Source organism: Lactobacillus helveticus (assembly GCF_046109915.1).
In the GTDB taxonomy this organism is placed as follows: Bacteria; Bacillota; Bacilli; order Lactobacillales; family Lactobacillaceae; genus Lactobacillus; species Lactobacillus helveticus.
On the sequence record NZ_CP151471.1, the window covers coordinates 1,701,786 to 1,728,614 of the forward strand.

General features: G+C 36.9%; 26 protein-coding genes, 4 pseudogenes and 1 riboswitch. Of the genes and pseudogenes, 18 read left to right on the forward strand and 12 right to left on the reverse strand.

The annotated features are described in order from the left end of the window. Nucleotides 1-363 precede the first annotated feature (363 nt). The 3 genes from eno to AADV52_RS08655 form a co-directional block, all read right to left on the reverse strand. Complete coding sequence (eno, locus tag AADV52_RS08645) at nt 364-1,650, reverse strand: phosphopyruvate hydratase (protein WP_014918012.1); 1,287 nt, start codon at nt 1,648-1,650, stop codon at nt 364-366. A gap of 70 nt (nt 1,651-1,720) precedes the next feature. Next, nucleotides 1,721-1,781, reverse strand: a riboswitch (Fluoride riboswitch). Between the two features lie 125 nt (nt 1,782-1,906). Next, nucleotides 1,907-2,260, reverse strand: a complete 354-nt coding sequence (locus AADV52_RS08650; protein WP_014918013.1) for a DUF3278 domain-containing protein — start codon at nt 2,258-2,260, stop codon at nt 1,907-1,909. Beyond that, a complete protein-coding gene (locus AADV52_RS08655; protein ID WP_003624837.1) occupies nt 2,257-2,457 on the reverse strand; it encodes a helix-turn-helix transcriptional regulator in 201 nt (66 codons plus the stop codon). The genes AADV52_RS08650 and AADV52_RS08655 overlap by 4 nt, the downstream gene beginning before the upstream one ends. A 167-nt stretch (nt 2,458-2,624) precedes the next feature. Here AADV52_RS08655 and AADV52_RS08660 point away from each other — a divergent pair, with 167 nt between their 5' ends. The 12 genes and pseudogenes from AADV52_RS08660 (at nt 2,625) to AADV52_RS08715 (ending at nt 13,641) form a co-directional block, all read left to right on the forward strand. Continuing rightward, entirely contained in the window at nt 2,625-3,263 is a 639-nt protein-coding gene (locus AADV52_RS08660; protein ID WP_014918014.1) for an ABC transporter ATP-binding protein, read from the forward strand. Next, nucleotides 3,260-4,018: an ABC transporter permease gene (locus tag AADV52_RS08665; RefSeq protein WP_014918015.1), complete on the forward strand. Its 759-nt coding sequence runs from the start codon at nt 3,260-3,262 to the stop codon at nt 4,016-4,018. Before AADV52_RS08660 ends, AADV52_RS08665 begins: the two co-directional genes overlap by 4 nt. Nucleotides 4,019-4,317: 299 nt before the next feature. Beyond that, complete coding sequence (locus AADV52_RS08670; protein WP_227028444.1) at nt 4,318-4,698, forward strand: hypothetical protein; 381 nt, start codon at nt 4,318-4,320, stop codon at nt 4,696-4,698. Continuing rightward, nucleotides 4,652-5,047, forward strand: coding sequence for a hypothetical protein (locus tag AADV52_RS08675; protein WP_227028445.1), 396 nt, complete (start codon nt 4,652-4,654; stop codon nt 5,045-5,047). The genes AADV52_RS08670 and AADV52_RS08675 overlap by 47 nt, the downstream gene beginning before the upstream one ends. Beyond that, complete coding sequence (locus tag AADV52_RS08680) at nt 5,040-6,299, forward strand: Sir2 silent information regulator family NAD-dependent deacetylase (RefSeq protein ID WP_014918016.1); 1,260 nt, start codon at nt 5,040-5,042, stop codon at nt 6,297-6,299. The genes AADV52_RS08675 and AADV52_RS08680 overlap by 8 nt, the downstream gene beginning before the upstream one ends. Nucleotides 6,300-6,359: 60 nt before the next feature. Beyond that, nucleotides 6,360-6,884: a TetR/AcrR family transcriptional regulator gene (locus AADV52_RS08685; RefSeq protein ID WP_230856750.1), complete on the forward strand. Its 525-nt coding sequence runs from the start codon at nt 6,360-6,362 to the stop codon at nt 6,882-6,884. Between the two features lie 103 nt (nt 6,885-6,987). Beyond that, on the forward strand, nt 6,988-8,280 hold the full coding sequence (locus AADV52_RS08690; protein ID WP_014918018.1) for a restriction endonuclease: 1,293 nt from the start codon (nt 6,988-6,990) through the stop codon (nt 8,278-8,280). A 79-nt stretch (nt 8,281-8,359) separates the two neighbouring features. Continuing rightward, nucleotides 8,360-9,169, forward strand: a pseudogene (locus AADV52_RS08695) (C69 family dipeptidase); the annotation flags it as partial. A gap of 94 nt (nt 9,170-9,263) precedes the next feature. Further along, nucleotides 9,264-10,493: pseudogene (locus AADV52_RS08700) on the forward strand (RNA-guided endonuclease TnpB family protein). A gap of 94 nt (nt 10,494-10,587) precedes the next feature. Next, the gene (locus AADV52_RS08705; RefSeq protein WP_409045420.1) at nt 10,588-11,181 is read left to right on the forward strand and encodes a C69 family dipeptidase; all 594 of its coding nucleotides are present in this window, start codon (nt 10,588-10,590) and stop codon (nt 11,179-11,181) included. A gap of 204 nt (nt 11,182-11,385) precedes the next feature. After that, the gene (locus AADV52_RS08710) at nt 11,386-12,771 is read left to right on the forward strand and encodes an LPXTG cell wall anchor domain-containing protein (protein WP_014918024.1); all 1,386 of its coding nucleotides are present in this window, start codon (nt 11,386-11,388) and stop codon (nt 12,769-12,771) included. A gap of 96 nt (nt 12,772-12,867) precedes the next feature. Further along, a complete protein-coding gene (locus tag AADV52_RS08715) occupies nt 12,868-13,641 on the forward strand; it encodes a putative ABC transporter permease (RefSeq protein WP_014562801.1) in 774 nt (257 codons plus the stop codon). 38 nt (nt 13,642-13,679) lie between these two features. Here AADV52_RS08715 and AADV52_RS08720 read toward each other — a convergent pair whose 3' ends face one another. The 4 genes from AADV52_RS08720 to nrdJ are packed head-to-tail and all read right to left on the reverse strand — an operon-like array spanning nt 13,680 to nt 17,411. Then, nucleotides 13,680-14,240: a cob(I)yrinic acid a,c-diamide adenosyltransferase gene (locus AADV52_RS08720; RefSeq protein WP_014918025.1), complete on the reverse strand. Its 561-nt coding sequence runs from the start codon at nt 14,238-14,240 to the stop codon at nt 13,680-13,682. Further along, entirely contained in the window at nt 14,241-14,765 is a 525-nt protein-coding gene (locus AADV52_RS08725) for an ECF transporter S component (RefSeq protein WP_014562803.1), read from the reverse strand. A 1-nt stretch (nt 14,766) separates the two neighbouring features. Continuing rightward, entirely contained in the window at nt 14,767-15,159 is a 393-nt protein-coding gene (locus AADV52_RS08730; RefSeq protein ID WP_014562804.1) for a DUF4430 domain-containing protein, read from the reverse strand. Between the two features lie 17 nt (nt 15,160-15,176). Beyond that, a complete protein-coding gene (gene nrdJ / locus AADV52_RS08735; RefSeq protein WP_014918026.1) occupies nt 15,177-17,411 on the reverse strand; it encodes a ribonucleoside-triphosphate reductase, adenosylcobalamin-dependent in 2,235 nt (744 codons plus the stop codon). A gap of 254 nt (nt 17,412-17,665) precedes the next feature. Here nrdJ and AADV52_RS08740 point away from each other — a divergent pair, with 254 nt between their 5' ends. Next, on the forward strand, nt 17,666-18,700 hold the full coding sequence (locus AADV52_RS08740) for an AI-2E family transporter (protein ID WP_014918027.1): 1,035 nt from the start codon (nt 17,666-17,668) through the stop codon (nt 18,698-18,700). Further along, the gene (locus AADV52_RS08745; protein ID WP_014918028.1) at nt 18,697-19,269 is read left to right on the forward strand and encodes an SGNH/GDSL hydrolase family protein; all 573 of its coding nucleotides are present in this window, start codon (nt 18,697-18,699) and stop codon (nt 19,267-19,269) included. Before AADV52_RS08740 ends, AADV52_RS08745 begins: the two co-directional genes overlap by 4 nt. A gap of 30 nt (nt 19,270-19,299) precedes the next feature. Here the strand turns inward: AADV52_RS08745 and AADV52_RS08750 are convergent, their stop codons facing one another. The 5 genes and pseudogenes from AADV52_RS08750 to trpX all read right to left on the reverse strand — a co-directional run bounded on the left by AADV52_RS08750 (nt 19,300) and on the right by trpX (nt 22,926). Continuing rightward, a complete protein-coding gene (locus AADV52_RS08750) occupies nt 19,300-19,482 on the reverse strand; it encodes a hypothetical protein (RefSeq protein WP_014562808.1) in 183 nt (60 codons plus the stop codon). Between the two features lie 197 nt (nt 19,483-19,679). Continuing rightward, a pseudogene (locus tag AADV52_RS08755) lies at nt 19,680-20,025 on the reverse strand (hypothetical protein). 257 nt (nt 20,026-20,282) lie between these two features. Continuing rightward, the gene (locus AADV52_RS08760) at nt 20,283-21,044 is read right to left on the reverse strand and encodes an ABC transporter ATP-binding protein (protein ID WP_014918030.1); all 762 of its coding nucleotides are present in this window, start codon (nt 21,042-21,044) and stop codon (nt 20,283-20,285) included. Beyond that, entirely contained in the window at nt 21,041-21,937 is an 897-nt protein-coding gene (locus AADV52_RS08765; protein WP_014918031.1) for an ABC transporter permease, read from the reverse strand. The genes AADV52_RS08760 and AADV52_RS08765 overlap by 4 nt, the downstream gene beginning before the upstream one ends. Continuing rightward, complete coding sequence (trpX, locus tag AADV52_RS08770; RefSeq protein ID WP_014918032.1) at nt 21,934-22,926, reverse strand: tryptophan ABC transporter substrate-binding protein; 993 nt, start codon at nt 22,924-22,926, stop codon at nt 21,934-21,936. Before trpX ends, AADV52_RS08765 begins: the two co-directional genes overlap by 4 nt. A gap of 338 nt (nt 22,927-23,264) precedes the next feature. Here trpX and AADV52_RS08775 point away from each other — a divergent pair, with 338 nt between their 5' ends. The 4 genes and pseudogenes from AADV52_RS08775 to AADV52_RS08790 all read left to right on the forward strand — a co-directional run bounded on the left by AADV52_RS08775 (nt 23,265) and on the right by AADV52_RS08790 (nt 26,792). Then, on the forward strand, nt 23,265-23,972 hold the full coding sequence (locus AADV52_RS08775; RefSeq protein WP_014918033.1) for a YjjG family noncanonical pyrimidine nucleotidase: 708 nt from the start codon (nt 23,265-23,267) through the stop codon (nt 23,970-23,972). Between the two features lie 53 nt (nt 23,973-24,025). Further along, nucleotides 24,026-25,495, forward strand: a pseudogene (locus AADV52_RS08780) (elongation factor G); the annotation flags it as partial. A 125-nt stretch (nt 25,496-25,620) separates the two neighbouring features. Next, nucleotides 25,621-26,442, forward strand: a complete 822-nt coding sequence (locus AADV52_RS08785) for a Cof-type HAD-IIB family hydrolase (protein WP_014918035.1) — start codon at nt 25,621-25,623, stop codon at nt 26,440-26,442. 113 nt (nt 26,443-26,555) lie between these two features. Next, entirely contained in the window at nt 26,556-26,792 is a 237-nt protein-coding gene (locus tag AADV52_RS08790; protein ID WP_014918036.1) for a hypothetical protein, read from the forward strand. Nucleotides 26,793-26,829: the final 37 nt, after the last annotated feature.

The window sequence follows — 26,829 nt, forward strand, 5'->3', positions numbered from 1 at the left end:
GATAAATCAACAAAAAAGACTGGAAACCATCGGGCTTCTAGTCAGCATATATTTATGCTCATATTTAATTAAAGCCTATCAAATCACTTCTTAAAATGTTGATTTGGTAGGTTTTTTCTTTGTTTTAAACTAGAATGAAATGGTTTGAAATATAAAGAAATAAAATGAAATTAAGTGAAACAACACATAGAAACACACAATAAGTTTTTATTGAGTAAATTTAGTATTTTAGAGAGTGTCAAAATGGCGTAAGAGCAGGCTTTAGGCTTGATTTTTTGTGTGTTTGAGGGATATAAAAAGGATTATCTTCAGTCTCGGAGATAATCCTTTCTTTGTGTTCGAGTTTTTTTGATGTTTTATTAATTAGTCCATATCTATATTATTTGGAAAGTGGGCTAAGCGTTCATCTTCAACGCCGATTTCATTTTCGATTTCAAGCAAACGATTGTACTTTTCAACACGTTCTGAACGAGCTGGAGCACCCGACTTAAGTTCGGCAGCATTAGTAGCTACAGTGAAGTCAGCAATGAAGGTGTCACCAGTTTCACCTGAACGGTGAGAAACCATTGTAGTGAAGTTGTTCTTTCTAGCTAAACGGATAGTTTCAAGAGTTTCAGTAATAGTACCAATTTGGTTTACCTTAATCAAAACAGCGTTGCAAAGCTTATCCTTAATTGCCTTACGTACAAGCTTTGGATTAGTACATACGTTATCATCAGCAACAACTTGAATGTTCTTACCAAATCTTGCAGTAAACTTCTCAAAGTTGTTCCAGTCATTTTCATCAAATGGATCTTCAGCGGAAATAATTTCTGGGAATTCCTTCAAAAGCTTGTCGTAGTAATCAAGCATTTGATCGCCATCCCATACATGACCTTCAAAGTGGTACTTGCCATCTTCTTTGTTATAGAAGGATGAGGCAGCTGCGTCAAAAGCAATAGCAATATCTTCACCTGGTTTGTACCCGGCTTTTTCAATAGCTTCATGAAGCATCTTAAGGGCTTCTTCTGAACTCTTTAAGTTAGGAGCAAAACCACCTTCATCACCTAAGCCAGTTTCAAAGCCTGCTTCTTCAATAACTTTCTTCAAGGTATGGTAAGTATTAACAATCTTTTCAAAACCATCTCTAAAGCTAGTCTTTTTAACCGGAGTAATCATGAATTCTTGGATATCGATACCATTGTCAGCATGCTTACCACCGTTAATAACGTTATGGAAGGTTTGTGGTAATTCTAAGTCGCAACCACCAAGGTAACGATATAGTGGTTCATGTTTTGAATGGGCAGCGGCACGAGCTACAGCCATTGATACACCTAAGATGGCATTAGCACCTAATTTAGCTTTGTTAGGTGTACCATCCAATTCGATCATCGTACGGTCAATTTTAGCTTGATTATAAGGACTCATACCCTTTAAAGCATCGTTAATTGCACCATTAACATTTGCGACAGCCTTGGTAACACCTTTCCCACTTAAGCGAGAGCCACTATCACGTAATTCAACTGCTTCTTTTTCACCAGTTGAAGCACCTGATGGAACTTCTGCCTTGGCAACCGTACCATCAGATAAATATGCATGAACTTCTACAGTTGGATTGCCACGAGAATCAAAAATTTCCATCGCTCTAACTTGTTCAATATAAACTGTCATAATTTTTACCTCCTAAAGCAAAAAAGAGCAAAATTTAAAACACCTACTATCAATACACACTAATTGTGTATTGATAGTAGACGTCATTAGATTTTGCTCATTTAATGACGAACGTCATCGCCTATTCATTTGACACTTTTAGTATACCGCTTTTTTAATTTTTGTAAAGCTTTTTTGGGTATTACTATAAAAAATAAAGTCCCGGATTTAAAATTGAAGTGCAACGCTAAGTGTTAAACAAAAAGGCCATGAAGACCTAAACTTGAAGTGACCAAAAATCAAGGATTGTACGAACTGCTTTTGGTCGTTCATCTGGAGTAATTTCTATATGCAGGATCTGTAATTTGTTAAGTGCAAAGTTAATATAGCCCCATAACAATAAGGTTAATATTGCGGTGGCTAATACCAAGAAGTAATAAGCTAACGCAAGTTGAGTAGTGAAGGCAAAGCATAACGAAATAAGTACCATAATCATTTCCGTTAGGCTAAATACTATATAAGCATTATTGCCAATTCGTTCTACTTCATCTAGTTGACGCTCATCTAATCTGCTGTCAATTCCGAACCAATATCTAATAAATTTTAACCACAAGCTTTCTTGTCTTCTCATTGTTGTTCATCCCCATCCCAAAATAAACTATTCAAATCTGTGCCTAATACATGTGCTAAGCTTAAACATAATTCAAGTGAAGGATTATATTTATCGTTTTCAATTAGATTAATAGTCTGCCTGGCTACGCCTATTCTTTTAGCAAGTTCCATTTGTGAAATCTTTTTTTGTTTACGATATTCTCTTACGTGATTCATTTAATCGCCTTTTGTAGTCATTGTGTCAAATATATATGACATTTATTTAAAATGATATTATCATGTTTGTGGCAAATATCAATTATATATGACATAAAAGATTGCTGTCGAAAGCAAATATGGTTAAACTAAAAATGTTAATGCAAAAATATTTTTAGGAAAAAACTATGACAATTATTGAATTCAAACATATTAGTTACCAGGTAAAAGAGAAACAAATCTTGCATGATGTTTCTTTTAAGGTAAATCAAGGAGATTTTTTGACCTTGGTTGGACCATCAGGCTCTGGTAAAAGTACTATTTTAAAATTAGCTGCCAATTTAATCAGCCCAACAGCAGGTGATATTTTTTATCAAGATAAAAAGATGTTGGAATACAATCCCATCCAATACCGCAGGGAAGTCTCTTATTGTTTCCAGCAGCCAAGTTTGTTTGGCAAAACGGTAAGAGAAAATTTAATTTTTCCCTATGAGATTAGAAAGCAAGCTATTGTAGAAAAAAGGATAGATGAGTTACTAAAACTAGTTGATCTGTCAGCCGATTTTCTAAATAAGAACATAAATTCCTTGTCAGGCGGAGAAAAACAGCGAGTAGCTCTCATTCGAAATTTAATTTTTCTCCCCAAAGTGTTGCTTTTAGATGAGGTTACAACTGGCCTTGATGATGATAGCAAGGAAATAGTGCATCAATTGATTAAGCGAGTGCACGAACAAGGAACTACTATTATTCGAGTAACTCACGATCAAAGTGAGATTCAGACGGCCGGTCATATTATGCAGATTAAGCAGGGAAGGATCATCAAATGAAGAATATGATGGTTAGTAATTTATCTTTAGTGTTGGCTTTTGCCTTGGTGCTGGTATCAATCGCGATCTCGGCTAAAGAAAAGCTGGGCTTAACTAAAGATATTTTAACGAGTGTATTTAGAGCAATTATTCAGTTAGTCATCATCGGCTTTGTGCTGAAGTTTATTTTTCACGTTGATCAGCTGTGGTTAACCATCGTTTCGACGTTGGTCATCATTTTTAACGCATCTTGGAACGCTAATAAACGTGATCCTAATCCGCACTGCAGTCTTTGGAATTCGATAATTGCCGAGGCCATCGGTACCTACGTGACGCTAGGGTTGCTGATTTTTTCAGGGGTAATTAAACCAATTCCGATGCAGGTGATTCCAATTACGGGGATGATTGCCGGTAATGAAATGGTGGCGATTGGCTTATGCTACAAGGCATTGCATGATAGCTTCAATGACCTACATCAGCAAGTTCTAGAAAAGTTAGCGCTGGGCAGCGATATTAAATTGGCATCAATGCCGATCCTGCGTCGGAGTATCAAAACTGCGATGCAGCCAACGATTGACTCTGCCAAGACCGTGGGGTTAGTTAATTTACCAGGGATGATGTCGGGCTTGATCTTCGCAGGAATTAATCCAGTTTACGCGATCAAGTATCAGATTATGATCACATTCATGTTACTGTCGGCGACAAGTCTTGGTGCAGTAATCAGTGGTTATTTAGCCTATAAAAATTATTTTAATGAACAGATGCAGCTGCGATGAGAAGGCCTGGGTTTAAACACCAGGGCTTTTATTTTTATCTAAAAATTCGCTACATTTTATAGAATCTGTCTATAACTCTACACACGGCACGAATCTGATCTTAATTACTTTTTCCATACATGCTTTAATCTTGTTAAAAGTTAAATACATCGTGTATGTGAATTTTAACGAGGTATGTATGAATAAAATAGATGAATTTTAAGCATGTAAAAGATGCAGATGCAATTGTTGTTGGCGCAGGAAGCGGAATGTCACGCGCTACCGGTCTTGCTTTTTGGTAGGAAGATAGTCCGTTATATATGGACAACATGAAATATTTTGCTAAAAAATATGGCTTTAATGGTTTATTCCAAGGTTTCTATAATCGTTTTGAATCTGAAGAAGAGCACTGGGCATTTTTGCTTGAACTTTACAAGATGATGAATGAAATCCCACCACAGAAGCCGACTTATGAATACTTGAAAAACTTGATTGGAGATAAACCTGTTCATTATGTAACTACTAACCAAGATATGTTATTTACCAAGTATTTCCCGGAAAATGAAGTTAGTGAAATTCAGGGATCATGGCATTATTTTCAAAGTTCTCGTCCAACGAGTGATCGTAAGCTTTACCCAACTAAGGGGATGCTCGATGTCTTATACGATAAGATTGAAAATACCAAGCAAATTGATTCCTAAGAGTGATATCGACGGTGCTCTACTTATTCCATGGGTTCGTAGTCCAGAATTTTTGGAAGATCAAAAGTATTATGAAGAACATGCCAAGTGGAACAAGTTTATGGCTGATCATAAGGGAGAAAAGATTCTTTTCTTAGAAATGGGTGTCGGCCGCATGACGCCAATGTTTATTCAGGAACCATTCTGGAAAATGACACAATATATGCCAGATTCTTTCTATATTAATATCAATCCTCAGGATGCACGAACTAATCCTGCTATTCAAGATCGTTCTTTATTGATTGGAGAGGATATTAATGAAGCTCTTAAAGAAGCTAATGAAAAAATTAAGGGAGACAAAAATGACTAAGGAAGCTGCACAAATTGCAAAGAAATGGATAGATGAATCAGATGCTATTTTGGTTACTGCCAGCAATGGTTTATCAATCTCTGAAGGATTAAATTTATTTGCTGACGATGCAAAATTAAAGGAAGTATTAGGCAACTTGGTTGATAAATATCATTTGTCTAACTTGCTTACGGCTTTTAGTTATCAATATCCAGACGAACTAGATTACTGGCGCGTGATTGCTAGAACCGTTGGATATTACAGCAATAACTACCAGCCTAGCGTTTATATGCAAGATTTGAAGAAAATTATTGGTGATAAGCTATATTTTGCTTGGACATCTAATGTAGATCACCATTTTGCACTTGCTGGTTTTGATAATTTGTTTGAAATCGAAGGCAACTGGCTTGATGGTGTCTGCAGCGCGCATCCTAAGAAGCATGGTGTTGTTAATTTGGCTAAGCAACTGCATGAATTTTACGTCAAAGATAAGGCAGGGACTCTAACTAAGGCTGACATCCCGACCTGTGATAAATGCGGTGCGCCAATGAATATCAACACTACTGCTAACCAAGATTTTCAAATTGACCAGAAGCAGATCAACGCCTTTCAAGATTTTATTCAAAAATATGAAGATAAGAAGTTAGTCGTACTTGAACTTGGAATTGGCCCACGCAACCAAATGATTAAGGTTCCAAGTATGCAATTAGTTGCAGTTGACAGAAATAGTCGCTACATTACGATCAACAAAGGCGAGTTGAATATTCTAGATATCATTGCAGACCGCAGTATTGGTTTTTCTGCCTCAATTGGTGATGCATTTAAGGAAACCATGACTGGTAAAAGTCATGTTGCTACAACCCAAGGTCCAACTAAGCCTCAACCTAAACCAGAATTAACACCGGAGCAAAAGGCTGAACAAGCTAAAGTTATGCAGCAATTTTATCCTGACTACATGGTAGATAGCGGCATTCGTCCTAGCAGTTTTCCAATGTATTTGACCATTGATCAAAAGCATCCGTCATACTTGCATACGGTGCAATATGGTCAATCAATGATGTATTCAATCGGGGATGCCGCAATTGTTCACTGCTTTACTCAAGATGGCAATATTATAAGGTGCGTCTCGGTCTTGATAAGAGCAAAGATGAGGTTCACGGCTTTTACGTTGATCCAGGTACTTTTACCGCTATTGAGGATAGCAACGATGCGGGAGTTGGCTTTTCACAAATTAGCATTGAAATTCCAAACAATGGTGATGGTGCAATTTTAGTGCCAAAGAAAGACTGATCGACGTACGCTTTATACGCTAAGTTTAATTAAAGATGCTTTTTTGAAATTAGTTGATGAAGAATCATATTCTAAAGTTAATATCGCGCGGATCTGTCGTGAGGCTGGGATAACGCGATCAACATTTCATGTGCATTATTCCTCGGTGACTGATTTCTTGAACGATGTGCTAAATGATGCGTTGTTGCTGACAGAGACAAATCCTGTCCCATTTTTTGCTGGAAACGGGAAATCGCTGGATTATCTGAAAAGCAATGAATCGTTAGTACCGGCTTGCCAGCAAATTGGGGATGCTGGGAAATATCAAAAATTATTGATGGACCCGGATTTGAGCGAATACATCATTGGCAGAATCATAGTGAATGAGCGAGACAAGGTTTTGCCAGCAGTGATTGAAAAAACGCACCTTCCAAGAGAAGATGCGGAGACGTTATTTAGATATGTAATTCATGGTTCGTTTGCGGTTAACCGCGCGCATAATTTTGTGAAAGATGAGAAATGGCCCCATGATGTCCAGATGTTGAATGAGTTTGCGGAAGCTGGATATGAGCGGTTGAGTAGGAAGTAGAATAATAAAGATGCATTGAGGTGACTTGATGCATCTTTTTTTGATGCGTTTAGAAGAAAGAAGCGTATATTTTAAGTAATAAGTTTTTATAGTAGGTGAGTAAATGGTATTACATATAGGTGTTTCGTATAAAACGGGACCTCAGGCTAAAAAAGAAGCACAGGAAATTTCTGATACATATTATATTTCTGAAGATGATGATTCTTCGAAAAATTATTTTATTGAAACCCATTTAAAAGATGGAAAGAAAAATTATTTTAATCAAGCTGGAATTTTTAAACCTGCTGAAAATGAATGCATTATTATTTCAAGTAATACGAAATCCAGAGGGATTAACTATAATCCATGGGAAGATGAGTTTAATGAAGATGTCGGGTATATAAATTATTATGGTGATAATAAAAGACCTGACACAGATCCTGCAACTACACGAGGGAATAAATATTTGTTGGATCAATTTAAAATTAGTCATGATCCTAATCCCGAAGTAAGAGCTACTGCTGTTCCTATTGTGTTTTTTGAAACACGTAAACAGGGAGAAAGAATTTTTCATGGATATGGTGTGATAAAAAATGTTAAATTGGTAACTCAATACACAGGTAGTGGGGCAGATAAAGCATATTTTTCCAATTATTTATTCACCTTCTGTGTATTTTCAATGAAAAAAGAACAGGAAGGCTTTGATTGGTCCTGGATTGAAGCGAGAAAACAAGCAGCTAAAGATAAAAATTTTCTTTCTTTAGCCGCTCCTAAAGAATGGAAATTTTGGATAAGGACTGGAGATTTAGAAAAAGTTCGCCGGAAGGTTTATGGAAGAAGTACTTCTAAAAAAGAGGAGCAACTGCCTACACCTGGTTCTGCATATGATAAAATTTTGAATCAAATCTATGAATATTATCGTAAGAAAGATAATTCAAAAGCTCATAGTGGAGATTTTGAATTTGAAGGTCTAGCTAAAGAAATTACACGATTAATTATTGGGGATGCATGCCATGATGGTTGGGTAACTAAATCATCTGGTGATGGTGGTTATGATTTTGTTTTACGAGTAGATATTGGAACTAAGGGCATTAGCCAAGTTAGACAGGTGGTATTAGGTCAAGCTAAATGTTACCGACGAGATCAGCGTATAACAGGAGAAGCCGTTGATAGAGTAGTTGCTAGGTTAAAGCGTGGATGGATTGCAGCATTTGTGACTACATCTTTTTTCAGCGACCCAGCTCAACGTGAAATACTGGAAGACGATTATCCAATCATGTTAATTAGTGGTAAGCAGGTTGCACAGACCGTAAGAAAATATATCTATGAGAAAAATATAACTCTTCAAGAATATTTAGATTCATTGAGTCGCGATCAATCTTTTAAATCACCAGAAGATATTCTGAAAGAAGAGTAGCTAAATGTTGTATCCCATTAATTATTCCTCAAATGTTCTACAATAGACTAAAAAGAACAAAATTATAGGAGGATAAAAAATGCCATGTACAACAATTTTAGCCGGTAAAAAAGCTGCGGCTGACGGCTCAACTTTAATTGCCAGAAACGAAGACTACGGTCACGCCTTCAATCCTAAACGCTTCATCGTCGTAACGCCTGACAAGCAACCTAAAGATTATCAATCAGTAACTTCTAAGTGCAAGGTAGATTTGACTGGTAATCCAATGCGTTATACCGCTGTGCCTGAACTTGAATCAACCATGAAGACCATGGGATGGTGGGGTGAAGCTGGTATTAATGCAGCTAACGTCGCAATGAGTGCCACAGAGACCAGCACTACCAATTCACGTGTTTTGGGCGTTGACCCAATGAACAAAAAGGGAATCGGTGAAGAAGACTTCGTTACAAGCGTTTTGCCTTACATTCACTCAGCTCGTGAAGGGGTAAAATTGCTTGGGCAATATCTAGAAAAATACGGTACTTATGAATCAAAAGGCGTAGCTTTTTCAGATAAAGACGAAGTTTGGTACATGGAAACTATTGGTGGCCATCACTGGTCAGCTCAAAGAATTCCAGATGATTGTTACATCGCTGCACCAAACTGGTTTAGCATCACTGATTTTGACTTTACCAGCGATGATACGATGGCTTCTGCCGATTTAGAAGAAATGATTGAAAAGTATCACTTAGATATTGATCACAGCGGCAATCCATATAATCTTCGCCACATCTTTGGCAGTCACGATGATTCAGATTATGAATACAATATTCCGCGCCAATGGTATATTCAAAAACTCTTCAATCCAAGTGATGTTCATGAACCAGATGATCCTAACTTGCCATTTATTGATTAATTGCCGAAGAAAACACGGGATTTTAATCCCGTGATGAATCCGGCCTTTTTTAGTTTTTTTGCTTGTTTCCTCCTTCTTTCTTAAACATATGTTTGATATAATCTTAAAAAGAAAGGAGGGAACAAATGTGCTAAAAGGGATCAAATTAAGACTCTATCCTAATAGAATACAACAAAACCAGCTTGAGCAGATGTTTGGCAATGATCGCTTTGTTTGGAATTAAATGCTGGCCATGATGAATGAGCGCTATCAGAATAATAAAGCTTTGCCTTTTTTAGGCAAGTTCAAGCTGAATTATCTGCTTAAGCCGCTTAAAAAAGAATATCCTTTTTTGAAAAACAGCGATTCTTCAAGCTTGCAGGTAGTTAATGAATTCCTAACTCAATCTTGGAAGAACTTCTTTCAAGATAAAACTGGTCAAATTGGCAAGCCTCGTTTTCATTCACGTAAGTATCTGAAAAAGTCTTATACAGGCAAGTCAATCATAAAAACTGCAGGTAAAAGGTACTTGAAGATTCCTAAATTAGGCTATGTCAAAACCAGCAAGACTGGAGTTTTGCAAAACACTAAGATTAAGCGCTACACTGTTCTGCTTGAACCAACAGGAAAATATTATTTGTCTCTACAGGTAGAAATATCTGAACCAGAGAAGTACAGCTTAACCGGCAAACGAGTTGGAATTGATGTTGGCGTAGCTGATTTAGCAATTCTGTCTAATGGGCTAAAATATCCTAGTTTTAATAGCTCTTATTTTGAAATGAAAGCTAAAATTTGGCAAAGAAAATATGCTCGTCGCAGACATTTAGTTAAATTACTAGTTTTATAAAATAAGAATAAAAGGGTGCTTTGTCCTAGAAGTTTAGAAAGCTTTGCTAATTGGCAAAAAGCGCAAAAGTCAAAAGCCAAATACCAAGCTAAAGTAGCTAATCAGCGCAGAGATTATCTGCATAAACTAACTACGCATTTAGTTAAGCAATATGATGTAATTGCGATTGAAGATTTGAAAACCAAGAATCTTCAGAAAAATCATCATTTGGCTAAGTCAATTGCCAATGCTTCATGGCGAATGTTTAGACAAATGCTAGAATACAAATGCGAATGGTATGGCAAGAAACTAATTGCAGTTGATCCCAAGAACACTTCCAGAATTTGTTCAAAATGCGGCTATAACAGTGGTGCTAAGCCCTTAGAAATTCGTGAATGGACCTGTTCTAAGTGTCAAACCAAGCATGATCGAGATATTAATGCGGCAGTTAATGTCTTGCATAAAGGAAGTACAAAGCTAAATGGTCAGGGACTGGCCATGGTAACAAGCTGAGTTCTGTGAGTTAGGTATTTGACTAGTTCAATGTAAGATCCTAAACACTACTCAGTGTTCCCAGAAACCCGGCACTTCAGTGCTGGTGTAGTTCATTAAAAAGCCTGAGCATTTACTCACTATTGAGGACTTCAAGTATGCTTTGTCATCACGTTATCAACATACTAAATATGATCCTTATGGCTCGCAAGGTACCGAAGCTGATCGTCATGCCTTTCGTCCAATTGGTTTTCAACGTAATCAGGAATTATCAATTTTACAAATCAGAAATGATGTTCCTAAAGAAATAGCTGGCGTTCAATGGATAGCCTTTGGTCCTAATGCATTCAATGGCATTGCTCCATATTATACTAACGTGCTTGATACGCCTAGTGTTTACCGTGATACCAAGGAACATTTTGATATCAAGAATATGTATTGGCTGACCCAAGCCATCGCTACTATTGTTGATGAGCATCCATTCCGCTACAGCGCTTCAGTTGAAGAATTGAAGCAACAAATATTAGCTGCTGGTCGTCATATTTTGCTTGAAACTGATTCAGAGGTTGAAAAGTTAACCGGTGAAGAATTACAAATGAAATTGCAAAAGGCTAATGATCAAACTGCAAAAGCTGCTTATGATGCCGCAATGAAGTGTTTCGGTGATTGTGTCGAAACTGGTGCATTGCAAATTAAATTGAATTATTAAGCTTGAAATTAAGAAATGCTCGCCGAAATGGCGGGCTTTTTTTGATAAGTTTTGTTTTATTGGATGAACAAAACTTATCTTTTGTCATAAAAGCAATGACAGAGGATAATTATTGTTTCACTCTTTCAAAAAACAGCTATATTTTGCTTTTTGCCTCTGTATAATCTCAACTAACAAATCTAAAAGTTAATGAGGGAATATGATATGAAAAAATTACTGGTCAGTGTTTTGCTTTTATTAATGCTGACGTGGGTTAAAGGAGTAAAAACTGTTCAAGCTGCGGTTAGTGACAATTTTACTAAGATTGTTTTTAACGACGGTAAATCAGAAAAAGTCGAGAGTGGTCAGCTGGTGCACGTTAATGTGGAGCTTGCTTCTGTTCAAAAAGACAAGTTAAAAAGCGATGTTCCACTGACTATTACCTGGAGCGGCTCCGATAAGGTACAGGCGAAAGGAATTAATAAAACTAAAGATATTATCGTTAAAGACGAAAACGATAGTGAACAAAAAGTTGGTACCTATACTGTTGAAGCAGATCGTGTATTAATAAAATTTAACGACAATATTGAAAAGTATAATCACCTTGTAGGACAGCTTGCATTTGATCTTTTAGTTCATAATTCAACTGATGATAAGCAGGAAATAACTGTACACGCAGGAGAAATTAAGAAGGCAATAACAGTTGATCCTTCAGATAAAAGTTCACTTCTTGCTGAAGTAACTGGCAAATTGAATCAACGTCAAGATAGTATTTCATGGGAAATAAAAGTAAATCCTGACGAAAAGGAATTTTTAGGACCTATAAAAATTTTGAATGAACTGCCAGAAGGCCTAGCTTTTGATAAAAGTACAGTAGGAATCGAAGCCGATGATGTTTTTGTCAAATTAGGCAAAGAAGAAGTTAAATTTGATCAAAATAAGTTGTTGATTAATTTAAATAATAAGGGTCGTTCACACAGAACTTTTACTCTTAAATATAAGACGAAAATTTTAGATCAAAATGCGACTACCAAGATTAATAAGATTCAATTGGAATATCAGTTGAAAGATGATGATAAGAGAAAAAGCAGTGTATATGAAGGGAGAATTCTAAATGATTTTGATGCAACTTTTGTGGGGATCCGTAATGAGAGCGATGACGAAATGGTACGACGCAAGACTCTTGAAAAAGCTGAAAGAGATAGAGGATTGTCCTTGCTGTTCTCGAGATTACTTAAATTATTAGATAGTGAAAAAGAAGACCAATCAAAAAATAATAAAGATATTGAACCAGTTAAGATATTATCTAAAACAGCCGAACCAGCATCTACATTTGAAGCAGCTAAGGAAGTAAATCCTAAAGGATTAAGCGGCTTTGACAAGAAAGAGCAAAGTAGTACAAATAATGCGCATACTAAACTAAGTGAGGATGACGCTGATTTAGATGAAGATGATGATATTAAAGATTTTTCAACTAAAGAACATTCATCTAAAAGCCATGCTGCTAAACTGCCACAAGCTGGTGAAAGTAGAAATGGAATTTTAAGTTTCGTGGGTGTATTCATTTTGCTAGCAGGAATGATAGGGTTTAAAAAGAAATTTTTGAAATAAAATAGATTTAATTATAAAATTCGGATTTTTGATAGATAAAACCTGATCTTTCACGTATTATGGAGTTATAACTTTGTATCATGAAAGAGATATAATATGCCATACTCAATTTCAGAAATTATTGTTTTATTTTTTACGTATTCTTTTATTGGCTGGCTATGGGAAACTTGCTACTGTTCAATCAATGATCATCATTATGATTATCGTGGCTTTCTTTTTGGACCATATTGTCCAGTCTATGGATTTGCGATTATGACTATTTTAATTTGTGCTAAAGATGTACAAGATAACTTATTTCTTTTATTCGTGGTCGGATTTATTGTAGCGACAGTTTTTGAATATTTTGCCAGTTTATTTCTTGAGAAAGTATTTCATATGAAGTTATGGGATTATTCTCATTTGTGGGGAAATATTCAAGGAAGAGTAGCTCCAGTTATTTCACTTTTCTGGGGAATTGGGGTAGTGCTGCTAGTTAAATTTGTTCAACCATTTATTCAAGACATTATAAACATCGAGGAAAAGGACACCCATGGATGGTTAGCCGTAGGTATTACCGTTGTGATGGGAATTGATACAGTCTTGACTATGATCAGTGTAGAAAGATTCCATACTACCACCAAGATGTGGGATGACCATATCAATCAATTCATTGAACGCGTAAGAATCAAAGTTGAAAGCAGAATGCCTGAAAAAGGTAAGTTAAAAGTTGGCGATTGGCATCATTCAGTAATGCAGCACTATAATGAATTACAGCCATATAAATTAAGCTGGAACCATAAACGTTTTCTTAAGAGTTTCCCTAAGTTAAAAGTACTTGATGCACCAAAGTTTATGGAAATTAAAAAAGATATTTTGAAAAAAGAAAATTAGATAGCAAAACAGGCAACTCAATCGAGTTGCTTGTTTTTTTAGCCATTAATTCGGTTAGGATCATGTTTTTTGCTTTTTACCTCAGTATAGTTGTCCAGAACGTTCGCGTAGCGTCCTAGTATAAAGAGATAATCAGATAAGCGATTAATGTACTCTAATATATTTTCTGAGAGTTTCTGTTCGTTCAGGTTTAAATTAACCAGAGATCGCTCGGCACGTCTAGCTAAAGTTCTCGCATACTGCAAGTTGGCACCGGTAGCCTTGCCACCAGGTAGGATAAATTCAGGGATAGTAGGTATTTTAGGCGTTAGTTCATTGATCCTTTTTTCTAACGCATTAATCATTTCTGAATTAATTTCATTGTGGCGCTTAACTACGATATCTGCTTGCAATTGATAAAGTTGGCGCTGGATATTTTCCAGTTCGGGTTTTAATTCTTCGCAATTAGGAGATAAATTTGCGATTGTCACGCCAAGATAAGATTGCAGTTCATCAACGTTGCCTAAAGCTTCTATCTGCAAATCACATTTTGGGACCATTTTCCCGGTGACCTGCTTGGTAAATCCTTGATCGCCAACTTTAGTGTAGATTTTTAACAATTAGATGCACCTCCGCTGGTAATTTTTTAGTGCTAAAGTTACTGGCTTGTACAAAACGAAGTAGAAGGCAAAGTTGCCGATTGCATGGTATGTATCAAAAGCAAAACTGGAGACAAGATAGGCGATGAAGGCTGGAAAACCGCCAAAAATCGTCATGCCTAAATCAACTAGAAAACCGTATTCCCAACCGAGAAACGTAGCTAGAGCAAGCTGCATCCAAAAATGATTTTGAATAGGCAAAACTTTAGCTAACAATGCAATGGTCAATACACAACCAACATATGCCAAGATTTGGGGAATCGTCCAAATTCCAAAACCTAAGTAAATATTAGAAATGAACATTGTTAAAGCGGCTAGCAGGATTCCTGAACCAATGCCTAAAGTTAAAGTGACAATCATTAAAATATCTGTCACTGGCTGCACGTTGGGAATAGGAATAACCTTAAAGATTCGCAATACTACGCACATTGCTGTGAGCATTGCCATTAGAGCAATCTGCCTAATTTGTACTCGTTCAGTAACCATATTACTTCACCTTATCTAACGTGAACTTTACCTTGTCCTTATTAGCGACCTTTTGCTGAGTGACGCCTTTGGTTGCCCATTTTCCATTGATGGTATAGGTCCAATAAATTTTCTTCTTAGGATTCTGTTTTTTACCGTCGATTGCAGTTATAAAGCCCTTAGTTTCTTGAACTTTCCAAGCTTTTTTCAAGCCGGTAATAACTTTTGATTTCTTAGGAACCTTAACAGTTTTAGAATCTACAGTCTTTTTGCCTTCTTTTAGAGTGTAATTAACTGAAATCTGATTTGAGTTTGCCTTTTTAGGCGCTGCATTATTGTTTGAGCAACCTGTTAAAGCTAATGTAAAAAATGCAATGATAGCAAAAATTAAGCTGAATCTATTTTGTTTCTTCATTTTTTCCTCCGAAATAATTATTTAATTGGGCAAGCACCGCTGGCACAATCGCTTTGATCTACAAGTTCTAATCCTTTTTGATCTTTATTTTGATTTTCAAAGACTTCTTTAACATCGCCGGTAATCATGGCAACTCTATCTTCGTAGGTCTTTTTATTAATAGGTTCCTTAGGAGCTTGCTTGAGTGAGCCACCATAGTAAGGCAAAAGTGAAGTTGATTTAATGGTATGTCTGTATTGATGCAAAAGAGGAGCGATTTGATTGCTTTCGTTAGCTTGGAAAGTAACGGTACAGCTGACCGCATTATCTGACCAATATGTTTGCAAAAAGGCTTGAGTCGCAAATTGCTCTGCAATTGAAACAGTTCCAGCAGAAGCGAAGTTTTTGCTGTCAGCGTGAGCTGCACGTAAAGGAAATTCTACACAAATAGTGTTTTTAGTATAAATGTCAGGCTCGGTATGATAACCGCATTTTCTTAGTGCTGGCAAAAGCGGATCACTTGCTTGAAATCTAATTCTTTGAATCAAATAACCAGCATAGTGGAAGTGCATCCCTTCGGACACACCAGCCAATTTAGCCACCGTACCAGAAGGCTTTACCGTGGTGTGCTTAATTGATGGATTAACTCCTAATTCTTCGCTGTAGGCCTTATCAGCGGCAATGACAGCGTGATAAAGTCCATCGACCATCTTAATTCCTTGAGGATCATAGATAGGCTTTTTAATTGGAGCGCCAGTTTCCTTATCAGTTGCATCTTTAAAGCCAGTGACTACGCGATGACCTAAATCATTTAAAAGCCAGTCTTGAATACCGGACATGGAGACACCAATTCTGCGATTCTTTTGGATAATATTTCTAGAAACTTCCCAATCGTAATGACTAAAAGTTACGCGTTTAGTGTAACGAGCAGCTAGGCTAAAGGCTTCCTTTAAATCCCAGCCTTGTTGTTCGGCAATGTATGGAAATACTTCAAACAAGTTGCATGGCTCGCCGTTAGCTAAGGAAATTTCGCCACATGGATTGGTACCTTCGACGTCGTCATCAATGCCTGCTTGATAGCCATCGGCAATTCGCCCATAGTTGCGTGATAAGTCGAGGTTGACTATGCCAGGTTCGCCGTTATGCATGATACCGTCAGCGATCGGACCATAATTATTAAATTTAGAGTTGATTGCGACACTATTATTTGAGGCCCAGCGGTGGTGATAAAGTTTTTCCTTATCTTGCTTCATTTTGATGAAATCTTGGTTATCGCTTGAACCCAGAGCAAGTTCAGCTGAACGACGGACATTGCCGGCAACTACTGTTTTACCGATGAGGTTACAGATATCCGTGGCATCAACAGCCGTTAGCTTTTGTCCAACACGTTCATTAATCACATTGTTAATGTCAAAGAACATTTCGACTAATGGCATTGGACCAGAAGCAGTGCCGCCGAAGCCGTGAATCTTAGCACCGTAAGGTCGAATATCGGAGATATCCAAGACTAATTTAGTTTTTTGATCTGGATTGGTGTCGTTAAAGTGCAAATCAATCAAGCGAGCGTTGGCGAGCACCCAGCCTTCACGGGTATCGGGAATTCTGTAGTAAATTACATTATCTAAGTCAGAATTATTCTTTTCCCATTCAGCCTTGTCGATTGCGCCTACTTTGAGGGATGCATCGTAGGATTTGCTATTTTTATCAATGACAACGGATAAATCGACTTGATGGTCAACTTGAGGGATTTGATTGATATTATCGTCAACCACGGAAAAGCCAACGCCGCCGCCTTTCATTAATTGATCAAAAAGAAATGAAAATGGCATGGAAACAGCTTCTTTACGCTTATCGATGTAAGTAGGAACAATATGACTGTCGCCGTATGCTTGAGGACGAATGGCAATGAACCAACAATTGTTCAGTGAATCTCCATTGCGTTTTTGATAGTCGGTTCCTGAAATCCAAAGATTACGACCAGATGGTGTTGCAGATAAGCTATAAACTAAGCGGAACAATTTTTGTGCTTCGTTAGTTAATTCATCAATGACATCTTGAGAAGGTAAATCTTGAAGACGAGGGTCGAGGTTGATATTGCCCTCAATTACCCGTTTGACTGTTTCATCCCAGTTTTCCGTTCTATTTTTTTCAGGTAGCCAACGGGCGTAGGTTCTTTTATAGGTAACCCATCCCAATTCGCCCCAATGAGGTTTGATTTCATGTTTCACTTGATCAATAAAAGTTGAATCTAGTGTGATTCTAGTAGCTGGCATATTTCTCCACTCCTAAGTAAATTATTCCGTTTCATAAACACATCATGTATGAATACATATCTAAATGTACCACAATATCTTGTGGTTTAAAACTAATTTATTGTGAATAGGTTTGAGTTGTAAAATACAAATATTTTTAGAATAGGGATCAAAAATGCTAAAAAATTTTTTAGTGGAAAGTGATATAGAAATGACAAGAAAAAATTAGGAATGATACAATCAAACATATGAGTTAAAGAAAACGAGGTTGAGTTATGGATACTGCTTGGCAAAAATTCAAGAATAATATTCCTTTGCGTAGGTTTGTAGTATTTTTGATAATTGTTGCTTTTCTTTATGAAATGCGTGCGATGATGAATATGATTTTGTTAACGTTTATTTTTACTTATGTCATCGTGCATTTGATTCACTTAGTGCAGCGTTATGTTCCCAAGATGCCAACTGGTGCGATCGTTGTTGTGACATATCTAATTATTTTAGCGTTGCTGTATTTTTTCATAATGGTCTACATGCCGATGCTAGTGGGGCAAATTTCTAAGATGGTTAAATCCGTAATGGCGTTTTATGAATCCGATGAATCGTCGAGATTGTTGTCATACGCAACGCACTATATCAGCAAAAACGAGATCATCACGCAGGCAAAACATGCCATGACGTTCGCATTTCATACGGCAACAAGTATTGGTACTTTGATGATTACTACTTTCATGTCGCTGATTTTGAGCTTCTTTTATACAATCGAATTAAAAAAGATGCGAGAATTCTCAAGCCTATTTGTTAAAAGTGGCTACTTAAAATGGTTGTTTGAAGATATTCGCTATTTTGGCAAAAAGTTTACTAATACATTCGGCGTAGTTTTGGAAGCACAATTCTTCATCGCAATCTGTAACACAGCCCTTACGATGATTGGGTTGGCTATTATAAAAATGCCGCAGATTGTGGCTTTAGGATTAATGGTATTTATCTTGAGCTTGGTGCCAGTTGCGGGTGTGATTATTTCGTTAATTCCATTGAGCATAGTCGGGTATTCTGTAGGCGGAATTCGCTATGTAATTTATATTTTTGTCATGATCATGATTATTCACGCAATCGAAGCTTATGTTCTTAATCCTAAATTTATGGCCAGCAAGACAGAATTGCCAATTTTCTATACTTTTTTAGTGCTTCTTGTAGCAGAACACTTTTGGGGTACATGGGGATTGATTGTAGGAGTTCCAATCTTTACGTTTTTATTAGATGTTTTAAATATCAAATCTACCAAAAAAGATAAGAAAGCTAAAGCAAAATGAGAGTACTACTTACAGGTGATAGCATTATTGCTCGATATGAAGGGAAGACCGAGCCACATATTAACTGGAATTTAAAGCAGATATTGCCTGAGATTCAGATTGAAAATACTGCGGTTTCGGGAATTAATTCCGGAGCATTTTTTGCTCGGTTAAATGAGTTAGTATTGAGCGTGAAGAAATGCGATAATTTGGTGATTTTGTTAGGAACAAACGACTTGGCAACGCATAAGCAGGTTCCGTTAGAGCAGTTTAAAAGAAATATGCAATTAATTGCTTCGGCAGTAATATGCCAGTATTATCCGCCACATGTATTGCTCATTTCACCGCCAGCAGTAGACGAGAAGAAGCAACATGTACGCAACAATAAGCTGGTTGAAAAATATACGGGAGTGGTTAAAAAAGTAGCAGATGAATATCATTTTCGTTATGCCAATTTATGCCAGGCAATGATAGATGCAGGCGATTTAAGCATGATTTCTCGGGGAATAAAGAATGATGGCCTGCATTTTGGCGATAAGGGATATGAAATATTGGCTAATTTAATTAGTTCAGAATTGAAAAAGATGTAAAAAAAGAGAGACCGTGAGGTCTCTTTTTGATTATCTGATTACAGCCCAAGCTAGCCCACCAATTAGCAATAATACTAAAAATGGGACAAGGAGATAGGCACAAAATACAAAGATTAATCCGGCTGTAATTAAAAAGAAAAAGATTTTAATTAAGCCGATTCCTAATTTGAAAAATAGCCAAATTAACAAGATGGCTAATATAAGTGAAAGCATAATTCATACCTCCATATTCTATGCCAATTATTTTAATTCTATGCCAATTATTTTACTCCAAATTAGAAAAGGTGGATTATCAACTGAGATGATTTTAGAAAAAATCAAAGATTTTGGTGAAGCAAAAAGGGCGTAGCATCGACTGCTAAGTCCTTTTTTAGATATTCATTATGTTTAGAATTATTTATTTGTTTTGATTAGTCCTTAACGTTCAACCATTGGACTCTTGTTGATCTTAACGATCTTCTTGCCATTAGTCTTCTTAACTGCCTTAGCAGTGAAGGTTGAACCCATGGCAACTTTCTTGCTGGTCTTCTTACCATTAGCGTTTAAAACGTTAACTTTTTGATTCTTAGTGTCCTTAACAACTACAAAGATTTTGTTGCCTTTTTTAATTGCTGGGTTAGTAGGAGCAACTTCTGAAACACCTAACTTTGGAGCAGTGAAGCTAGCAGCTTGAGCAGCACCAGAACCAATACCCATGAAACTAATTGAAGCAACTACAACTGAAACAACTTTAACAATTTTATTTGAGTCTAACATAATGAATACCTCTATTTTCTAAATCACTTTAACTTGTTGGAACTTTTCGTTCCCTTATTCCTTACATCTTTATTATATAACACATGTTATATAATGTAAGGGAAAAATAAAACTTTTTTAAAAAGAAAATAGACGGCGCAAAAACTTGCTATAATAACGTTTATGCTAAGTTTTGATTAGAAAAATCGCAAAAATAAAAAACAAAAATTTTTGTTATAAAAAATCCAGCTGCCTATTAAAACATCTGGATTTAAATTCTAATCGGTGAAGTATTGCAAAATATCTTCTTCAGTTAAATTCTTTTTTTCTTGTCCATTAACATCCAAAACAATTTTTCCGCTATTTAAAATAATAGTGCGATTGCCATATTTAATAGCATCCTTTAATTGGTGAGTAATCATGATGCAAGTTAAATGTTCTTTTTTAACTACTTTATTAGTTAATTCTAGGAGTTGCCGACTGGTATTTGGATCAAGGGCAGCGGTATGTTCATCAAGCAGCAGTAATTCAGGCTTTTTGATAGTAGCCATCAAAAAGCTGAGAGTTTGTCTTTGACCACCAGATAAATTGCCAACAAAAGTATTTAAGCGCTCATTTAATCCATTTGGCAGTTGAGCCGTTTCGCGTTTAAAATCTTCTAGATGCTGATCCAATCCGCGCATACGCAAACCGCGTCGTTGACCTCGTTTAGTCGCCAAAAGCAAATTTTCGGCAACGGTCATTCTAGGTGCGGTTCCCATTTTGGGATCTTGGAAAACCTGGGCGATATTATTTGCTCGTTTTACCTCAGATAAATTAGTTAAATCGCGATCTTTTAAAATAATTTTCCCGCTGGTGGGAAAAACAGAACCGTTGATAATGTTAAGCAGGGTGGACTTTCCGGCCCCGTTGGTTCCAAGTAGAGTAATAAAATCGCCATCATTTATTTTTAAATTGATATTTTTGAGAATATTTTTTTCTTCATTAGTTCCCACATTGACTGTGGTAGTGATATTTTGTAAATCTAAAATTGTACTCATGGCTTAGTCACACCTTTTTTCAATAATTTACGAGCGTGAAATTTTTTCTCAAATAAAGGCAACATCATGCAGATAGCTAGAATGATAGCAGAGATCAACTTGAAATCGTTGGTACTGAAACCGAGCTGCAATACTAAAAGTAATATCAATCGATAAATAATGCTACCGATGACCACAGCGATTAGTCGAGCTGTTAAAGAGAGGTTGCCGTAAACAACTTCACCGATGATAATAGCGGCCAAACCGATAACCATCGTTCCAATTCCCATGTTAACGTCGGCGTAACCACCATTTTGCCCTAATAATCCGCCAGCTAACCCAATTAAACCATTAGACAGCATTAGACCGAGAATCTTCATGTTATCGGTATTTATTCCCAATGATTGAGCCATTTTTTCATTATCGCCTGTGGCAATAAAAGCTTGCCCTAGATCGGTATTTAAGAAAAGTGCCAACAATAGAATAATGAAGATCGCGAATAGTAATCCAACTATGATAGTAGGAAAATTATCTGGCAGTTTTTGTAAAAGTTTTTCGTTAAGTAGTGTGGCTTTGTCGAGCAAGCCTACGTTTGCTTTTCCTAAGATACGTAAGTTAACTGAATAAATTCCTGTCATGGTTAAAATTCCGGTTAATAAAACAGGAATTTTACCTTTAGTGTAAAGCAGACCGGTAATTAATCCTGTGAGCATCCCGCCTAAAAAAGAAAGAATAGTAGCAATGATCGGATTAACGCCATGAACTAGTGCGCTGATGCAGATAGCGGCGCCAAAAGGAAAGGTGCCTTCGACAGTCATGTCAGGGAAGTTAAGAATTCTAAATGTTAGGAAAAGTCCAAGAGCTAATATTCCCCACAGTAGCCCTTGCCCAATAGTTGAAGTAATTAAACTCATTTGATAATTCTTCCTTTCTTTTGTGCGGCAGATAAAACAGAAGCTGGAATATGAATATTTAATTTCTCGGCAGTTTTAGCATTAATTACTGTTTCATAATGAGTTACTCGTTTAACAGGTAAAGTAACCGGATTTTTGCCATGTAAAACTTGTCCTGCCATTTTGCCAGTTAAAATTCCCATGTCGTATTGGCTGACGCAGCGAGTAGCTAATCCACCTGATTTAACCATCGTATCTGCGGCAGGAAAGACCGGAATTTTTGCGGCATTTGTAGCTTTAAGCAAAGTAGCAATTCCTGAGGCTACGGTGTTATCAGTTGGCACATATACCGCTTGAACTTTGCCTGCCAAGGTCTGAGCAACTTGTTCAATATCATTGGTTGAAGTAATCGTATAAGGCGTAACTTTTAAGCCGCGTTTTTCTGCAAGCTGTTTAAATTCACGATATTCAGAAGTAGAAGAATCGTCGTTGGAAGTATAAACAACGCCGACATTTTTTAGATCGGGCATAATAGTTTGCATTAATTTAAGTTGAGCTGCAATTGGCTGTCTGTCTTGCACGCCGGTAATTTTGCCACCGGGACGAGCCAAACTTTTAACCAAATGTGCACCAATTGGATCACTAACGGCCCCCATGATTACTGGCGTATCTCCAGGCGTGTTGGCTAGGGATTGAACTGCTGGCGTCGCAATCCCAATGGTCACTGCCGCATGTTCTCCTATGAAACGATCACCCATTGATTTTAGGTTGCTCTGGTCACCTTGGACATTTTGAAAATCAATTTTAATGTTTTTTCCTTCAGAATAGCCTTCTTCTTTTAGACCTTGAATAATTCCTTGATGAATTTGGTCTAAAGCAGGGTGGCTCATTGTTTGTAAAATTCCGACAGTAGGTTGTTTTTGCTCTGCTTTTTCTTGGTTGATTTCAGAAATAGATGCCACAATCAAAAAAGCAAAAAGAGCAATAAGCGTTCCGATTAATCTTTTCATTTTTTAAACCTCAAACAAAAAAGCATTTCCTTTTGATGGGAAATGCTTAAAACAAAACCCGCACGTTTATTCTCCGTGCGGGTAATTTTCATGAAGATTTACCAGCACAGACGCGATCGTATGAGTCGCATCTGTACCTTAAGCGTGCAGAAACAACTCTAGTGCTGGAATTGCCAACGATTGAGTACTACATTCTTAAACATGATAAATCTTCCTTTCGTCTAAAATACCTGTTGCTCAAATTTTAAAGAAATATGAGAAAGATGTCAATTGTTTTTTTCTTAACGATAGCTGGTATAATTAATACCCAGTTGTAAAAATAGAAAGGAATGACTTCATTGCGCTATCAACAAATTATTTTCGATGTGGATGATACGATCATCGACTTCGCCGCTACCGAAGATTTTGCCTTACACAGCCTTTTCAATATTCATCATTGGCAATTAACGCCAGAGCTTCAACGTCAATATCATGCTTATAATCAAGGATTATGGCGCAAGCTTGAGCAAGGTGAAATAACTTATGAAGAATTAAGTGAGATGACCTTTCACGATTTTATCAAGGATCATTTCGGACTAGAAATTGATGGTCAAAAGACAATGGACGAGTATCGCTCTTACTTTGGTGAAGCACATCAATTGCTTCCAGGGGTAGAAGATACTCTTAAGTTTGCTAAAAAACAGGGCTATAAATTAACTGTTTTAAGCAATGGCGAAAAGTTTATGCAAAATCATCGCTTAGAATTAGCGGGCGTGAAGAAATATTTTGATTTAATCGTTACTTCAGAAGAAGCCCATTATTCCAAGCCGAATGTTCATGCCTTTGACTATTTCTTTAGTCGCACTGAGATTGGGCCTGATGATACTGTCTTTTTTGGCGATGGATTGCAGTCAGATATTTTGGGCGCTGAGAGATATGGCTTTGACAGCATCTGGTACAACCACCGTCATCGTAAAAACACATTAAATTTGCATCCAAAATTTGAAGTGGAAACTTATCCTGAATTTGTTAAGTTAATGCAAAATGATTTTGAGAAGAAGTACTAATCGTTGTACTTCTTTTTCTTTAGGATAATTGACCAAATAATTGTTAATAGGGATGCATTGATTTTAGCAAGATCGATGATAATTTTTATGAAAATATTGCTGCAGTTGATGATGACGTGCTGGAAAAATATTTAGATGGACAGGCAATTGAAGCGGCAGATATTCAGGGATTGATTTTACAAAGACAAGTATTCCCCGTATTCTTTGGTTCAGCATTAAAACTTACTGGCATTCCTGAATTTTTAGCTGGTTTAGATAAATGGACGAAAGAAAAGACATTTGCTTCAGATTTCAAGGCAAGATGCTTTAAGATTTCCCATGATCAAAAAGGTGAGCGTCTATCATGGCTGCGGATTTTAGGTGGCAGTTTAAAAGCCAAAACTATGCTTAATGATGAAAAAATCAATCAACTGCGTAGCTATAACGGCGCCAAATTCACTGTGGTGCCTGAAGCAAAGGCCAGGGATGTTGTAGCAGCTACTGGTCTGAAAAATACTTACCCTGGTGAGGGAATAGGTATCCAAGATACGCATGCGTTCTTTAAGCCGGTTTTGACCTATCGGGTAAATCCTGGTGAGCATGACATCCATGAATGTTTAAAGGCGTTGAAAGTTCTAGAAGATGAAAATCCGCAACTGCATGTAACTTGGTCAGAACATTTACAAGAGATTCACGTCCAAGTAATGGGAGAAATTCAGTTAGAGATTTTGCAGCAGCTTTTGCAGGAGCGATTTAATTTAGCAATCCGCTTTGAACAAGGCAATATTTTATATAAAGAAACAATTACTAAACCGATTGAAGCTGTCGGACACTTTGAACCATTGCGTCATTACGCGGAAGTACACTTATTACTTGAACCGGGTCCAGCAAACAGTGGTATTGTTTTTGAAAATAAGTGTGATTTGGAAGTTTTAACTAAAAACTGGCAACATCAAATCATGACCGCATTAAAATCAAAAGAACATTTAGGTGTTTTAACTGGTTCACCAATTACAGATATGAAAATCACATTGATTGGTGGAAAGGGCAGCCTAGTGCACTCAGTCGGTGGCGACTTTAGAGAGGCGACGTATCGCGCTATTCGTCAGGGATTGATGGAATTAAAAGTAAGAGATCAGCTGCAGCTGCTTGAGCCTTGGTATGATTTTCATTTAGAAGTTGAGCAAGACCAAGTTGGTCGCGCTTTAAATGATATTCAGCGGATGCATGGCAAGTTTGACACACCAGAAAATAATGGAAATCGAACGATTATTAACGGCTCTGCACCAGTCAGCGAAATGCGAGATTATGCCACTGAGGTGCGTAACTACACTCATGGTCAAGGAATATTTGAATGTGTAGTCAAAGGATATTTGCCATGTCATAATACGGATGAAGTAATTGCGGCGAAAGATTATGATCCTGTATCTGATTTAGAAAATACGCCAAACTCTGTCTTTTGTTCCGATGGAGCAGGACATACAGTAACCTGGGATCAGGTGCCGCAGACCGCGCATTATCCTTATACTTATCCATTGAGTTAGAGAAAAATTCTTGCGCAAACTGAAATATATGATTACCTGTGAAAGAAATTTCATTTTGCTCTGTAAATAATGAAAGATGACCGCTCACATAGTAAGATAAAGCTATGATAGAAAGGTTGATATTAATGACTACAATTCCTTTTAAAGTCGTAGCGGTTGATATGGACGGAACATTTTTAACAGAAAAAAAGACTTTTGATCACGAATTATTTGGCAAAATCCTAAAAAAATTACAAGCAAACAACATTCCATTTATTTCGGCAACAGGTAACCAATTAATTCGTTCACATGAATATTTTGAAGAATTTACTACTGGGATCGATTATGTCTCCGAAAATGGTGCGATCTTAGAGGTAGATGGCAAAGTATTCAAGAGAACGGCAATTGACTATGATATTGCGCAGAAATTATTAAAATTCATTCAAACAGAATATCCTGAAGCCATCATTATGGTTAGTGCGCAACACCACTGCTATATTTTGAAGAGCATGGATCAAGCAGACAAAGATGACATTCGCATTTATTATCGTAAGGTAACGGAGATTGATCAATTTACAGATATTGATCCCAGCGACGCTATTTTAAAGGTTTGTTTGACTGATGATGATGAACTAGCTACTGTGATTCAGAATCGCTTTAATGAAAAATACGGTGATTATATTCGCGGTACTAGCAGCGGCAATATGACGATTGACTTGGTGCACAAGGGCATTAACAAGGCTAAGGGCGTTGCAGATATGCTTAAGCATTACGGTATCGCTCAAAAAGATTTGATTGCGTTTGGCGATGGCGAAAACGATATCGGGATGCTGGAAGCATGTGGCTATAGCTATGCGATGAAGAATGCCAATGAGAAGACCAAAGCGGTAGCGAAATATGAAGCACCGTCGAATGATGATAATGGTGTGCTAAAAGTTTTGGCTAAGTATTTGGAGATTGAATGTTAGAAGATAATGTACGTTTTTGGCAATTACTAGATCATTTGATTAATGATTCAAAAATAGTAATTGATCGACCTAAATGAAGTAGGCATCCACGCTTTCATGAAACTGTTTATCCTTTGGATTATGGCTATTTAAATCGAACAACCAGTTCTGATGATGAAGCGATTGATGTATTTATTGGTAGCAATGCTGTTAAAAAATTAACTGCGGTGATAATCACAGTTGATATTATGAAAAAAGACTCAGAGATCAAATTACTATTGGGATGCAGTAAAGAAGAGAAGACTGCATTAGATTTCTGTAATCAAACAGATAATATGCAGGGGATTCTTGTTAGCAGAAAATATAAATAGTGAATCGATATCTAGTGAGATATTGATTCACTATTTT